The sequence below is a fragment of the Mycobacterium sp. ACS4331 genome (genome assembly GCF_001667265.1).
Classification (GTDB): Bacteria; Actinomycetota; Actinomycetes; order Mycobacteriales; family Mycobacteriaceae; genus Mycobacterium.
This window is the reverse complement of the sequence record NZ_LZHW01000022.1, coordinates 41,047-54,684: the sequence shown is the minus strand read 5'-3', so window position 1 is coordinate 54,684 and position 13,638 is coordinate 41,047. Positions and strand designations below refer to the sequence as shown.

Genomic DNA, 13,638 nt, shown 5'->3' with positions numbered 1-13,638 from the left:
CCCGGGAAGTGGGGGAGGGGGCCCTTCTAGATCCCCGCAGCCACCACGTCGAAGGCCGCACCGAGCGCGTCGAGCAGGGAGACCGACTCGTCGGCCAGCCACTGCCCGTAGGCCGACAGCGCGACCCCGAGCATGGTCCAGGCGATAGTCTGGGGGAACAGGTCAGTGGTCTTGGCGCCGCTGCGCGCCGCCACGAAGTCGGCGATGACCTCCCGCCAGCCCGCATACATGGTCATCGAATAGGCCTGCAGCTCATCGGTTTCCAGAATCACGCGCATGCGCTCTCGGTGGTGCAGCTGCTCGGCGGCGTCGAAGGTGTTGAACGCCAGCAGTGCTGCGCGCAGCGCAGGCCCCAGGGGTGCTGAGGTGTCGACGTCGGCGAGCAGATCGCGGAAATGCCGCAGATGGGTGTCGAAATCCCCCCACAGGATCGCGCTCTTGGACGCGTAGTACCGGAACAGGGTGCGGCGGGCGATGCCCGCCGCGGCCGCGACGTCGTCGACGCTGACGGCGTCGAAGCCGCGGGCGCTGAACAGCTCGATCGCGACCTCCGCGATGTGGTCGCGCGTGGTGGAACGCCGGCGCCCGACGCGGGGAGCGCCGGGTTGATCGTCGTGCATGTCCACCTCCTTTCGGCCGATCTCTAGCGTTTAGGCACCCGATGCCATATTGTGTTCCGCACAGACCCGAGGTGTCGAGTCTCACACAACGAAAGGTGAACACCATGGAACAGGATCAGCAGGTCGCTGCCGGCGAGGCCCTCGTCACGGAGAGCCTGGTCGAAGAGGTCTCCATCGACGGCATGTGCGGCGTCTACTGACATGACGAACTCGCCGGCCGCGATCGCTGACGGCATCGACCGCTCCAGCCGGTTCGATGTCGATCGCGGCTGGCGGCTTCACCCCCAGGTCGCGGTGCGCCCGGAACCCTTCGGTGCGCTGCTCTACCACTTCGGCACCCGCAAGCTGTCCTTTCTGAAGAACCGGACGGTGCTTGAACTGGTCCAGTCCCTGGACGCCCATCCCGACGTGCGCAGCGCGTGCCGCGCCGTCGGTATCGACGATTCGGCCCAACAGCCGTACCTGCACGCCCTTGCGGTACTGGCCGAATCGAAAATGCTTGAACCCCAACCCAAGACTTCGGAGGACCGGTGACGTCAGTCGCGCCCGTGCCCAGACTCGTCGACCAGTTCGAACGCGGTCTGGATGCACCGATCTGCTTGACGTGGGAGCTGACCTACGCCTGCAACCTCGCCTGTGTGCACTGCCTGTCCTCGTCGGGCAAGCGGGATCCCCGCGAGCTGTCCACGCAGCAGTGCAAGGACATCATCGACGAGCTCGAACGCATGCAGGTGTTCTACGTCAACATCGGTGGCGGTGAGCCCACGGTCCGCTCGGACTTCTGGGAACTCGTCGACTACGCCACCGAGCACCACGTCGGCGTCAAGTTCTCCACCAACGGCGTGCGCATCACGCCCGAGGTCGCGGCCAAGCTCGCGGCCAGCGACTATGTCGACGTCCAGATCTCCCTCGACGGCGCCACCGCCGAGGTCAACGACGCGGTGCGCGGCCCGGGGTCGTTCGCGATGGCCATCCGTGCCCTCGAGAACCTCGCCGCCGCAGGGTTTTCCGATGCCAAGATCTCGGTGGTGGTCACCCGGCACAACATCGACCAGCTCGACGAGTTCAAGGCCCTGGCCGACCGGTACGGCGCCACCCTGCGCATCACGCGCCTGCGCCCCTCCGGTCGCGGCGCCGACGTCTGGGACGAACTGCACCCCACCCCCGCGCAGCAGGTCCAGCTCTACGACTGGCTGGTCGCGCACGGGGAGCGCGTCCTGACCGGTGACTCGTTCTTCCACCTGTCCGGCCTCGGTGAGCCCGGGGCCCTGGCGGGCCTGAACCTGTGCGGTGCGGGCCGGGTGGTGTGCCTGATCGACCCGGTCGGTGACGTCTACGCCTGCCCGTTCGCCATCCACGACCGCTTCCTGGCCGGAAACGTGGTGTCCGACGGCGGTTTTGACACCGTCTGGAAGCACGCGCCGCTGTTCCGCGAACTGCGTGAGCCGCAGTCGGCCGGGGCGTGCTCAAGCTGCGGCCACTTCGACGCCTGCCGCGGTGGCTGCATGGCCGCAAAGTTCTTCACGGGCCTGCCGATGGACGGCCCCGATCCGGAGTGCGTCCAGGGTTACGGCGAATCGGCGCTCTCGGCCGACCGCACCGTGCCCAAATCCAGCGTCGACCATTCCCGCACCGGGAACCGGAAGACGCCTGCGGGGCCCATCCCGCTGACGCTGCTCACTGTCCCGCCCAAGAAATTCTGCAACGAAAGTCCCCTCTGATCTCATGGCACGCGATACCTGGTTCGAGACCGTCGCCATCGCCCAGCAACGGGCGAAGAAACGGCTGCCCAAGTCCGTCTACTCGTCGCTGATCTCCGCGAGCGAGAAGGGTCTGACGGTCACCGACAACGTCGAGTCCTTCGGCGAGCTCGGCTTCGCCCCACATGTGGTGGGCGCGTCCGAGAAGCGCGATATGGCGACAACTGTGATGGGGCAGGATATCTCGCTGCCCGTCATCATCTCTCCGACGGGCGTGCAGGCCGTCGACCCGGAGGGGGAGGTCGCTGTCGCTCGGGCAGCGGCCGCGCGTGGTACGGCGATGGGACTGTCGTCGTTCGCCAGCAAGCCGATCGAGGACGTCGTCGCGGTCAACGGCAAGATCTTCTTCCAGATCTACTGGCTCGGCAGCCGTGATGCCATCCTGGCCCGGGCGCAGCGCGCCAAGGACGCCGGGGCCGTCGGGCTGATCGTCACCACCGACTGGAGCTTCTCGCACGGGCGTGACTGGGGCAGCCCCAAGATCCCCGAGGCCATGAACCTCAAGACCATGATCAAGATGTCGCCGGAGGCCATCACCAAGCCGCGCTGGCTGTGGGCGTTCGGCAAACATCTGGCCCCGCCCAACCTGCGGGTGCCGAACCAGGCCGCCAAGGGCGAACCCGGACCGCCGTTCTTCCAGGCGTACGGCGAGTGGATGGGGACCCCGCCGCCGACCTGGGACGACATCGCCTGGCTTCGCGAGCAGTGGGGTGGACCGTTCATGCTCAAGGGCATCGTGCGTGTCGATGACGCCAAACGTGCTGTCGATGCCGGTGTTTCGGCGATCTCGGTGTCCAACCACGGCGGTAACAACCTCGACGGGACGCCGGCGGCCATTCGCTGCCTGCCCGCCGTGGCCGAGGCCGTCGGCGACGAGGTCGAGGTTCTGCTCGACGGCGGTATCCGACGGGGCAGTGACGTGGTCAAGGCCGTGGCGCTCGGAGCGCGCGCGGTCATGATCGGCCGTGCCTACCTGTGGGGCCTGGCCGCCGAAGGGCAGGCCGGTGTCGAGAATGTGCTCGACATCATGCGAGGCGGCATCGACTCGGCGCTCATGGGCCTGGGCAAGTCGTCGATCCACGACCTGACCCCCGACGACATCCTGATCCCGGAGGGGTTCACCCGGGCACTGGGAGTTCCCCGCTCCTGACGCCTGCCTGTTACTGACGTGGCGGACGTGGCGGAGGTGACCGCCGCCCGGGCGGGTCTTCCTGCGGATTGTGGGCTGATCGTTCGCGACGGCGAACAATTGGGGCACGGCAGATGAATTCGGCCTACCATCGGCGAGTGGTCTCGCCTTCGGAGCTGGGGCCCTCGACGTCGAGGGACCTCGTCACTGCCTCACCAGTGGTGGTGATCCCGGTGGGCTCGACCGAGCAGCACGGGCCGCACCTGCCGCTGGACACCGACACCCGCATCGCGACGGCCGTGGCGACCGCGGCCACCCGGGTGGTGTCGGAGGGGACGGCCCAGGACGGTCGAGACGGGGCCGAGACGGGCCCCCGGTACCTCGTGGCGCCGGCCGTCCCCTACGGCGCCAGTGGCGAACATGAGGGGTTCCCCGGCACGGTCTCGATCGGCACCGAGGCCCTGCGGCACCTCCTGGTCGAGTTCGGCCGGTCGGCCACCCACTGGGCCGCGCGGCTGGTGTTCGTCAACGGGCACGGTGGCAACGTCGAGGCGCTGCGGGAGGCGGTGCGTCTGCTCAGGTCAGAGGGCCGCGACGCCGCCTGGTCGTCGTGTACGGTCCGCGGCGGCGACGCGCACGCCGGGCACGCAGAAACGTCTGTATTGCTACATATTTCGCCATCCGAGGTGAGATTCGAGCATTCCCGCCCGGGCAACTGCGCCCCGCTGGTAGACCTGATGCCCAGCATGCGCCGAGGGGGAGTCGCCGCAGTGAGTGAGGTGGGAATCTTGGGGGACCCGACCACAGCAACCGCGGAGGAGGGACGGCGACTGTTCGCCGAGATGGTCGCCGACTGTGCGCAGCGGCTGCGCCGATGGACCCCACGGGACGACGGGATGCTGGTGTGACCCCGCCCCGGCTGCCCGACGGCTTCGCGGTGCAGGTCGACCGGCGGGTGCGGGTGCTCGGGCAGGGGGCGGCCCTGCTCGGCGGTACGCCGACCCGACTGCTGAGGCTGGCCCCCGCGGCGCAGGACATGCTCGAAGGTGGCCGACTCGAGGTGCGCGACGCCGTCAGCGCCCAGTTGGCCCGGACCCTGCTGGACGCGACGGTGGCCCATCCCCGCCCGGCCACCGGGCCCTCGCACCGTGACGTCACCGTGGTCATCCCGGTGCGGGACAACATAACCGGGCTCACCCGGTTGCTCGGCGCGCTCCGCGGGCTGCGGGTCGTGGTCGTCGACGACGGTTCGGCGACACCGGTCAGCGCGGCCGACATCGCGGGTGCGCACTGCGACGTCTCAATCCTTCGGCACCCCGTGAGCCGGGGACCCGCGGCGGCCCGCAACACGGGTCTGCTGGCCTGCTCCACGGACTTCGTGGCCTTCCTGGACTCCGATGTGGTGCCGCGCCGCGGATGGCTCGAAGCGCTGCTCGGCCACTTCTGCGACCCCAGCGTGGCGCTGGTGGCGCCGCGCATCGTGGGCCTGAACGTCGAGGAGAACCTGGTGGCCCGCTACGAGGCGGTCCGGTCCTCGCTGGACCTCGGACACCGGGAGGCTCCGGTGCTGCCGTACGGGACGGTTTCCTATGTCCCGAGTGCCGCGATCATCTGCCGGCGCGCGACGGTGCTCGACATCGGCGGCTTCGATGAGGCCCTGCTGTCCGGCGAGGACGTCGACCTGTGCTGGCGGCTGGTCGAATCGGGGGCGAGGCTGCGCTACGAGCCGGTGGCGCAGGTCGCCCATGACCATCGCACTGACGTGCGGGACTGGTTGGTGCGCAAAGCATTCTATGGAGGCTCGGCGGCCCCGCTGTCCACCAGGCACCCGGACAAGACCGCTCCGATGGTGATCTCGGGATGGATGCTGTTGGCCTGGGTGCTGCTGGGAATGGGATCACGGGTGGGTGTACTGGCTTCGCTGGGCGCCGCCGCGATCTCGGGTCGCCGCATCTCCCGCAGCCTGCGCGGGCCCGAGGCCAACCCCCGCGACGTGGCCTACGTGGCGGCCCGCGGCCTGGGGGCGGCCGCCATGCAGTTGGCCGCGGCGGTCTGCAGGCATTACTGGCCGGTGTCCCTGGTCCTGGCGGTGGTCTCACAACGGTGCCGTCGGGCCGTGCTGGCGGCCGCGATCATCGACGGCGCCGTCGACTGGCTGAACCGACGCCGGCACGTCGGTGAGGACAGCAGGCCGTTGGGCCTGGTGTCGTATGTGCTGATGAAGCGACTCGACGACCTGGCCTATGGCGCGGGCCTGTGGTGCGGTGCGGTCCAGGAACGGACCCTGACGCCACTCATGCCGCAGATCAAGGCGTGAATGCCACAGCCGCCGCACACAGCGATGTCCTGATCGTCGGTGCGGGAAGCGCGGGATCGGTGCTCGCCGAGCGTCTTTCGTCGGATCCGCAGTGTGCCGTCACCGTGGTGGAGACCGGACCCGGGCCTGGCGAGCCTGGGGTGCAGGCGCTCACCGACAGCGGCACGCTGCTGCCCATCGGCTCCGACAGCGAACTGGTGACCCGCTACGCCTCAGCCCTGACGCACGATCCGCCCCGGACCGCCCACCTCGTGCGGGGGAGCACCGTCGGTGGGTCGGGCGCGATCAACGGTGGATACTTCTGTCGTGCGGTGCCCGCCGACATCGCCGAGTGGGGCCTGCCCGGGTGGGACTGGCCCACGGTGCTCGCGCATTACCGGGCCGTGGAGACCGATCTGGACTTCGACGGGCCGCTGCACGGCGACAGCGGACCCATTCATGTCCAGCGGACCTCCGAATATGTCGGGGCCACAGCGCTTTTCCTCGAGGCATGTGAGCGTGCGGGGGTGGCGTGGCTGCCGGACCTCAACGGCGTCGAGAGCGGAGGGCTGCCCTCCGGGGTGGGGCGGGTACCCCTGAACATCGTCAAGGGCAGGCGGGTGGGGCCGGGCGCGGCTTTCCTGGTGCCCGCCATGAGTCGGCCGAACCTCACGGTGCTGACCCGGGCCCGTGTGCTGCGGATCCGGTTCCACCGAGGTCGCGCTGTCGGCGTGGACGTGACCCGGTCCCACGGCCCAGACGGCCCCGACGGCGTGACCACCCTGACGGCTGACCGGATTGTGCTGAGCAGTGGTGCCATCGGCACCGCGCATCTGCTGATGCTCTCGGGGATCGGACCGGAGTCGGTGCTGCGCGGTGCGGGCGTGCCCGTGGTGCAACCGCTTCCGGTCGGTACGCACTGTGTCGACCACCCGGAGTGGGTGCTGCCCACGAACTGGTCGGTGATACCCGACCGGCCGGTGCTGGAGGTTGTCCTAAGTGTCGCCGACGACCTCGAGATCAGGCCCTACACAGGTGGTTTCGTGGCGATGGTGGGCGGAGGCGGTGCTGACCACCCGGACTGGCCGCACCTGGGCGTGGCGCTGATGAAGCCCCAGTCGTACACCAGCGTGGCCCTGGTGTCCGCAGATCCGAGGACACCGCCGGACATCGAGCACCACTACGACCGGGTCGCCGACGACGTCGCGCGCCTGGAGTACGGCACCGATGTGGTCCGCGACATCATCGGCACGGCAGCCGAAGTCGGTGAGCACTCCTGGTCCACCTCGCAGCACCTGGGAGGCAGCGCGCCGATGGGGCGCGCTGACGACCCGCGCGCCGTGCTGGACGAGCAGTGTCGGGTGCGTGGTGTCGAGGCGTTGTGGGTGATCGACGGTTCGGTCCTGCCGTCGGCGCTCAGTCGGGGACCGCACGCCACCACCGTGATGCTGGCCCACCGGGCCGCGGAGTTCGTCAGTCCCGGCGGGTGAGCCTGCGCAGCAGGGCGAGTTGGCGGCCGTCGCGTCCCGGTGCCCACAGTCCGATGAGCACCGCCGCCACCGCGATCAGGACGGCCAGCGAGGTCAGTGACGCGTGGACGCCGTCGACGAACGCGGCCCGGCTCAGATCGAGCAGCACCTGACCCTGCGGGCCGAGTCGCTCCGCGGCGCCCATCGCTTCGCCCAGTGACCGTCCTGCCGCCTCCTGGATCGGTACGGGGAATGTGTTCAACTGCGATGCAATGGATCTGGTGTACTGCGAGGCGAGCATCGAACCGGCCAGCGCGATGCCGAGGGCCGCCCCGATCTCGCGGGTCGCATCGTTGACCGCCGAGGCGACGCCCTGCTTCGCATCGGGCACCGAAGTCATGATGGCCGAGGTGGTGGGAGCCACGCACAGTCCGATGCCGCAGCTGATGATCAGCAGCGGCACCGCCAGATGCCAGTAGGGCGAGTCGGTTTCGAGAATCCGCATGCACAGGTAGCCGGCCGCGACGAGCATCAGGCCGATGAACACCGCAAGCCGCAGCCCCAGCCGGGGCAGGATTCGGTGCGAGAGCCCCGACAGGGCCAGCATGGGCACGCCCAGTGGCGAGATGGCGACCGCCGTCCCCAGCGCGCTGTAGCCCATCACCATCTGCATCTGCTGGACTATCACGAAGAAGAACCCGAACAACGCGAGGAACAGCACAGTGACCGACGCCGCCCCGGTCGCGAAGGCCTCGTCGGCGAACAGTCGGACATCGAGCAGGGGATGGCGCCGGTGCCGTTCGACGGCGGCGAAGGCGCCGGCCAGCAGCGCGCCGCCGGCCAGGCAGCCGTAGACCAGCGGATGGTCCCAACCGCGGATCGGCGCCTCGAGGATGCCGAACACGAAGGTCGCCACCGCCGCACCGATCAGCAGCGCACCGATCCAGTCCAGCGGTTTCGGATCCTCGTCGCGAGAGGTCGGCATGGTGGCGGTGAGCACCGCGAGGGCGGCCGCGCAGATCGCGAACGTCCAGAAGATCGCCGGCCACTCCCAGTAGCGCAGCAGCAGGCCCGAGCCGAGCATGCCGATGAGACCGCCCACGCCGGAGACGCCCGCCCAGATCGAGACCGCTTTGGTGCGCTGGTCTGCGGGATGCGAGGTGGTGATCAGCGACAGGGTGGCCGGCATGATCAGGGCCGCGCCGACGCCGGCGGCGGCGCGTGCCAGGATCAGCGCGTTGGCCGTGGTCCACAGCAGCGGGGCCACCGACGCCAGCGCGAACAGCACCAGGCCGGCGATCAGCGCGCCTCGGCGGCCGAAGCGGTCGCCGAGGGCGCCCGCCGGCAGCAGCAGACAGGCCAGCACCAGCGTGTAGCTGTCGACGATCCAGGTGAGCTGAGTCTGGCTGGCGGCCGTCTCGAGGGCGATGTCGGGAAGGGCCGTGTTGAGCGCCACCATGGACGACATCACCAGCGACAGCGCGCAGCAGGCCAGGAACACCGTCCACACCCTGGCCCGCATGGACATGGTGCTGGGCCGTGCCTCGGTATCCTGATCGGGCTGAGTGGAGGTGAGCACTCCCATGACGGCACCTTCCCTCGGCATGCCGGATACTTTCGAGACTAACAGTCTCGTCTGCGGCCGTCGTCCCCCGATGGGGTCAGGGAAGGGGAGTCATGGCGCAGGGACGGACCGACCCGCGGCCGGCGCGCTCGCGTGCGCGTCTCCTCGAGGCCGCGACCACGCTGCTGCGCTCAGGCGGGCCCAGTGCGGTGACCGTCGACGCCGTACTGCGCGGGGCCAACGTCGCCAGGGCCACGCTGTACCGGCATTTCCCCAGCGGAACCGACCTGCTGGCCGCGGCGTTCCAGGGCTTGATTCCGCCCCCGCCGATGCCGCCCGATGAGGGCACGCTGCGCGAGCGCCTGGTGGCGTTGATGGAGGCGTGGGCCCAGCACATCGCTGATGCGCCCGCGCTGCTGACCGCGATGAACTGGTTGGCGCTGGGCCGTGATCTCGACGAGGTGCCCGAGGCGGGCGACAGCCCCGAAGTGCGCACGCTGCGCGAGCGCATCGCCCAGCAGTACGCCGCCCCGTTCGACGCGGTGTTCGACAGTCCGCAGGCCATGGCCGAACTCGGCGATTTCGACCGCACCACGGCCATGGCGCTGCTGCTGGGCCCGCTGGTCACGGCCAAGCTCAGCACGCTGGTCGAGGCCGATTACCACGAGTGCGTCCGGGTCGCCGTCGAGGGCTTCCTGCACGTCTACGGCGCCAAGCCCGCGACCGGCGCCGTGACCGAGATCAGCGCAGCGAGTACCGAATCGGCAGGTGCTTGAGCCCGCCGACGAAGATCGTCTGGGAGAACTCGGGCTCGCCGGCCAGTTCGATCGACTCCAGGCGCGGCACGAGTTCGGTGAACAGGCTGTTCATCTCCATCCGTGCGAGCGCGGCCCCGAGGCAGAAGTGCACACCGTAGCCGAATGACAGATGCCGGTTGGGGTCGCGGCCGACGTCGAACGCGAACGGATTGTCGAAGATCTCCTCGTCGCGATTGGCCGAGACATACGACAGGTACACCGCTTCGCCCTTGGCGATCGGCACGCCGCGGACCTCGGTGTCGGCCGTGGCGGTGCGCATGAACTCCTTGACCGGAGTGGACCAGCGGATCATCTCCTCGACCGCCGTCGGCATCAGGCCCATGTCGGCCCTCAGGCGCGCCAACTGATCCTGGTTCTCGATCAGTGCGCACATGCCGCCCGAGATCGCGTCCTTGGTGGTGTCGTGGCCGGCGCTGGCGACGATGACGTAATAGGACAGCGTGTCCATGTCGGACATCAGCTCACCGTTGATCCGGCCGTTGGCGATCGCCGATGCCAGGTCGTCGGTCGGGTTGGCCCGACGCGATGCCGTCAGTGCCGAGAAGTAGTTGAAGAAGTCCAGCAGCACGGCCATCAGGTCCTCGGTGGTGCCCTCACCCCTCTTGTGCTCGGCGTCCTCGCCGCCGAACATCTCCTGGGTCAGCTTGAGCATCCGCGGGAAGTCCTCTTCGGGCAGGCCGAGCAGGGACAGGATCACATACAGCGGAAAGTTGATCGCGATCTCGGTGACGAAATCGCACTCCGGTCCGATCTCGGCCATCCGGTCGACATAGCGTTTGGCCAATTCGTCGACCCGCACCTTGAGGTCTCGCATGGCCTTGGGGCGGAACCAGTCCGCGCCGATCTTGCGGATGTCGCGGTGATGCGGGTCATCCATATGGATCAGGGTGCGCAGACCGATTCCGGCCTCCTGGTCGCGCTTGATCACATCCTCAGCCTCGGCGGGCAGCAGAAGCGGGCGCGGTTCGCTGATCCACAGGTCGTTGTCCCGCTCGATGTCCATGATGTCGGCGTGCTTGGTGACACCCCAGAACGGCCGATAGGGCGCGACGTCGACCCAGGTGACGGGCTGGTTGGCGCGCAGCCAGGTCAGCGCGGTGTGCAGGCGATCGTTGTCGGCGTAGGCGGTGGGATCTGCCAACACCCGTCCCTGCTCACTGGTCTGGTGGGCTGTCGTCGGCGTGCTCAAGGTCGAACTCCTCGGTCCGTGCGGGAAACTTGACGGGCGTCAAGATCAGTGTCGGTCATGGTCTGGCGAAGGGAAAGGATTCTGCGAGATCTGGGGACTTTGGTCCCTGTGGTCAACGACGTGGGCCAGCGCGGTCGATCCGGGCTATCGCAGCGCGTAGCGGATCGGCAGATGCTTGAGGCCCCCGACGAACGTGGTCGCCGACAGTTCCGGGCGACCCGTGAGTTCGATCGACTGCAGGCGCGGCAGCAGTTCGGTGAACAGGCTGTTCATCTCCATCCGGGCCAGTGCGGCCCCGAGGCAGAAGTGCACGCCGTAACCGAATGCCAAGTGCTTGTTGGGATCTCGGCTGACATCGAACTGAAACGGCCGGTCGAAGACGTCCTCGTCGCGGTTGCCCGAAACGTAGGCGAGGTAGACCGACTCACCCTTGGCGATCGGCACGCCGCGGACTTCGGTGTCCTCGGCGGCCGTGCGCATGAACTCCTTGACCGGGGTCGACCAGCGGATCATCTCCTCCACCGCCGTCGGCATCAGGTCCGGGTTGTTCTGCAGGCGCGCCAGTTCGCCCGGGTTCTCGATGAGGGCGAGGAGACCACCCGAGATCGCATCCTTGGTGGTGTCATGTCCGGCGCTGGCGACGATGACGTAATAGGACAGCGTGTCCATGTCGGACATCGGTTCGCCGTCGATGAGGCCGTTGGCGATCGCCGAGGCGAGGTCCTCGGTCGGGTTCTGGCGCCGGGAGGCCGTCAGCGCGGAGAAGTAGTTGAAGAAGTCGGTCAGCACCGCGAGCTGTTCCTCGGGCGTGGTGCCGCGCTTGTACTCGTCGTCATCGCCGCCGAACATCTCCTGCGTCAGCATGTGCATGCGGCCGAAGTCGTCCTCGGGCAGGCCGAGCAGCGACAGGATCACATACAGCGGGAAGTTCACCGCGATCTCGGTGACGAAATCGCACTCGGGGCCGATGTCGCCCATGCGGTCGACGTAACGCTTGGCGAGTTCGTCGACGCGGACCTTCAGATCCCGCATGGCCTTCGGGCGGAACCAGTCGGCGCCGATCGCGCGCACCTTGCGGTGGTGCGGATCGTCCATGTGGATGAGCGTGCGCAGGCCCAGGCCGGCCTCGAGTTGGGCCTTGGCGAGATCGTCGGCGTCGGCGGTGACCAGCAGCGGGCGCGGCTCAGACAGCCACACATCGTTGGCGCGCTCGATGGCCATGATGTCGGCGTGCTTGGTGATCGCCCAGAACGGGCGGTACGGCCACTGGTCCACCCATGCCACCGGCGCGTTCGCCCGCAGATGGGCGAGCGCGCCGTGGAGGCGGTCGTCGTCCGCGTAGGCCGTCGGATCGGCGAGGACCTTGGCGGCCTCCTGCGATTCCTCGTTCCGGGTCGGTGTGCTCACAGGACTCCTCACACAACGCTCTCCACGCAGACACTGCGCTTGACGGGTGTCAAGCGCAGTGTATGTGATCGGGGTTACGGAGCGGGGCAGGGGGCGGGACGCGTCACACCGTCGTTCAGCGCACCGAGTAGCGGATCGGCAGGTACTTGAGGCCACCGACGAACGTGGTCGCCATGAACCGGGGGTCCCCGGCCAGCTCGACCGAGTCCAGACGCGGGATCAGCTCAGTGAAGAAGCTGTTGATCTCCATCCGGGCCAGGGCGGCGCCCAGGCAGAAGTGCACGCCGTAGCCGAACGACAGGTGCTTGTTCGGGTCGCGGCCGACGTCGAACTTGTGCGGATTGTCGAAGATGTCCTCGTCGCGGTTGGCCGAGACGTAGGACAGCAGGACCGACTCACCCTCCTTGATCGGCACGCCGCGCACCTCGGTGTCGGCCGTGGCGGTCCGCATGAACTCCTTGACCGGCGCGGACCAGCGGATGATCTCCTCGGTGGCCAGCGGCATCAGGCTCATGTCGGCCTTGAGGCGCGCCAGCTGATCCGGGTTCTCGGCCAGAGCCAGCAGGCCGCCCGAGATCGCGGCGCTGGTGGTGTCGTGGCCGGCGCTGGCGACGATCACGTAGTACGACAGACAGTCGATCTCGTTGAGGTACTCGCCGTTCAGCTTGGCGTTGGCGATCGCCGACGCCAGGTCGTCGGTGGGGTTGGCCCGACGGTCGGCGGTCAGCTTGGTGAAGTAGTTGAAGAAGTCGAGGATGACCGCGCTGAGCTCCTCCGCGGACTTCCCGCCTCGGCCCAGATCCTCGTCGTCGTTGCCGAACATCTCCTGCGTCAGCTTGAGCATCCGGTCGAAGTCCGACTCCGGCAGGCCCAGCAGCGACAGGATCACGTACAGCGGGTAGTTGACCGCGACCTCCTGAACGAAGTCGCACTCCGGACCCTTCTCGACCAGCCTGTCCACGTAGACCTTGGCCAGCTCATCGACGCGCTCCTTGAGCGCACGCATCGCCTTCGGGCGGAACCAGTCGGCACCGATCTTGCGGACGTCGCGGTGATGCGGGTCGTCCATGTGGATCAGGCTGCGGATGCCACCGCCGGCGGCCAGGTTGGCCCTGGCGACGTCGTCCTTCTCCTTGGTGATCAGCATCGGCCGCGGCGCGTTGATCCAGAGCTCGTTGTCGCGCTCGATCGCCATGACGTCGGCGTGCTTGGTGATCGCCCAGAAGGGGTAGTAGCCGGGCACGTCGACGTAGGCCACCGGCGTCTCCCTGCGCAGCTGGGCCAGTGCGGCGTACAGCCGCGCCTCCTCGGCATACGCTCTCGGCTCGGCCAGGACATTGGCGGCGTCGTTGATGACCGGGATGCTCATTGTTCGGACCTCACTCG

General features: G+C 68.3%; 13 protein-coding genes. 8 read left to right on the top strand and 5 right to left on the bottom strand.

From position 1 onward, the window contains the following. Positions 1-26 precede the first annotated feature (26 nt). Complete coding sequence (mftR, locus tag A5727_RS06565; RefSeq protein WP_068246473.1) at positions 27-620, bottom strand: mycofactocin system transcriptional regulator MftR; 594 nt, start codon at positions 618-620, stop codon at positions 27-29. A 104-nt stretch (positions 621-724) separates the two neighbouring features. On the opposite strand from mftR, the gene mftA reads away from it, so the two are divergent. The 7 genes from mftA to mftG all read left to right on the top strand — a co-directional run bounded on the left by mftA (position 725) and on the right by mftG (position 7,295). After that, complete coding sequence (mftA, locus tag A5727_RS27355) at positions 725-820, top strand: mycofactocin precursor MftA (RefSeq protein WP_157521251.1); 96 nt, start codon at positions 725-727, stop codon at positions 818-820. 1 nt (position 821) lies between these two features. Next, positions 822-1,154, top strand: coding sequence for a mycofactocin biosynthesis chaperone MftB (mftB, locus tag A5727_RS06555; RefSeq protein WP_068246441.1), 333 nt, complete (start codon positions 822-824; stop codon positions 1,152-1,154). Further along, positions 1,151-2,341, top strand: a complete 1,191-nt coding sequence (mftC, locus tag A5727_RS06550; RefSeq protein WP_068246438.1) for a mycofactocin radical SAM maturase — start codon at positions 1,151-1,153, stop codon at positions 2,339-2,341. The genes mftB and mftC overlap by 4 nt, the downstream gene beginning before the upstream one ends. A gap of 4 nt (positions 2,342-2,345) precedes the next feature. Next, a complete protein-coding gene (mftD, locus tag A5727_RS06545) occupies positions 2,346-3,530 on the top strand; it encodes a pre-mycofactocin synthase MftD (RefSeq protein ID WP_068246435.1) in 1,185 nt (394 codons plus the stop codon). Positions 3,531-3,643: 113 nt separating this feature from the next. Beyond that, on the top strand, positions 3,644-4,417 hold the full coding sequence (gene mftE, locus A5727_RS06540; RefSeq protein ID WP_068246432.1) for a mycofactocin biosynthesis peptidyl-dipeptidase MftE: 774 nt from the start codon (positions 3,644-3,646) through the stop codon (positions 4,415-4,417). Further along, complete coding sequence (mftF, locus tag A5727_RS06535) at positions 4,414-5,826, top strand: mycofactocin biosynthesis glycosyltransferase MftF (protein ID WP_068246428.1); 1,413 nt, start codon at positions 4,414-4,416, stop codon at positions 5,824-5,826. Before mftE ends, mftF begins: the two co-directional genes overlap by 4 nt. After that, entirely contained in the window at positions 5,823-7,295 is a 1,473-nt protein-coding gene (mftG, locus tag A5727_RS06530) for a mycofactocin dehydrogenase MftG (RefSeq protein WP_068246423.1), read from the top strand. Before mftF ends, mftG begins: the two co-directional genes overlap by 4 nt. Here mftG and A5727_RS06525 read toward each other — a convergent pair. Continuing rightward, positions 7,279-8,859 (bottom strand): MFS transporter, encoded by a 1,581-nt coding sequence (locus A5727_RS06525; protein ID WP_068246418.1) that lies wholly within the window; start codon positions 8,857-8,859, stop codon positions 7,279-7,281. The two genes, mftG and A5727_RS06525, sit on opposite strands and share 17 nt — an antisense overlap. Positions 8,860-8,951: 92 nt before the next feature. Here A5727_RS06525 and A5727_RS06520 point away from each other — a divergent pair, with 92 nt between their 5' ends. Continuing rightward, entirely contained in the window at positions 8,952-9,614 is a 663-nt protein-coding gene (locus A5727_RS06520) for a TetR/AcrR family transcriptional regulator (protein WP_068246414.1), read from the top strand. On the opposite strand, the gene A5727_RS06515 is transcribed toward A5727_RS06520, so the two are convergent. From A5727_RS06515 to A5727_RS06505, 3 genes are all read right to left on the bottom strand, one after another. Beyond that, on the bottom strand, positions 9,580-10,845 hold the full coding sequence (locus tag A5727_RS06515) for a cytochrome P450 (protein WP_068246407.1): 1,266 nt from the start codon (positions 10,843-10,845) through the stop codon (positions 9,580-9,582). The genes A5727_RS06520 and A5727_RS06515 overlap by 35 nt on opposite strands. Before the next feature lie 144 nt (positions 10,846-10,989). Then, on the bottom strand, positions 10,990-12,252 hold the full coding sequence (locus A5727_RS06510; protein WP_068246404.1) for a cytochrome P450: 1,263 nt from the start codon (positions 12,250-12,252) through the stop codon (positions 10,990-10,992). A gap of 115 nt (positions 12,253-12,367) precedes the next feature. Next, positions 12,368-13,621: a cytochrome P450 gene (locus A5727_RS06505; RefSeq protein ID WP_068246402.1), complete on the bottom strand. Its 1,254-nt coding sequence runs from the start codon at positions 13,619-13,621 to the stop codon at positions 12,368-12,370. Positions 13,622-13,638: the final 17 nt, after the last annotated feature.

Coding starts and splice junctions, on each gene's coding strand:
- mftB (WP_068246441.1), top strand. CDS start 822: ATGACGAACTCGCCGGCCGCGATCGCTGACGGCATCGACCGCTCCAGC.
- A5727_RS06520 (WP_068246414.1), top strand. CDS start 8,952: ATGGCGCAGGGACGGACCGACCCGCGGCCGGCGCGCTCGCGTGCGCGT.
- mftA (WP_157521251.1), top strand. CDS start 725: ATGGAACAGGATCAGCAGGTCGCTGCCGGCGAGGCCCTCGTCACGGAG.
- mftE (WP_068246432.1), top strand. CDS start 3,644: ATGAATTCGGCCTACCATCGGCGAGTGGTCTCGCCTTCGGAGCTGGGG.
- mftR (WP_068246473.1), bottom strand. CDS start 620: ATGCACGACGATCAACCCGGCGCTCCCCGCGTCGGGCGCCGGCGTTCC.
- A5727_RS06525 (WP_068246418.1), bottom strand. CDS start 8,859: ATGGGAGTGCTCACCTCCACTCAGCCCGATCAGGATACCGAGGCACGG.
- mftD (WP_068246435.1), top strand. CDS start 2,346: ATGGCACGCGATACCTGGTTCGAGACCGTCGCCATCGCCCAGCAACGG.
- A5727_RS06505 (WP_068246402.1), bottom strand. CDS start 13,621: ATGAGCATCCCGGTCATCAACGACGCCGCCAATGTCCTGGCCGAGCCG.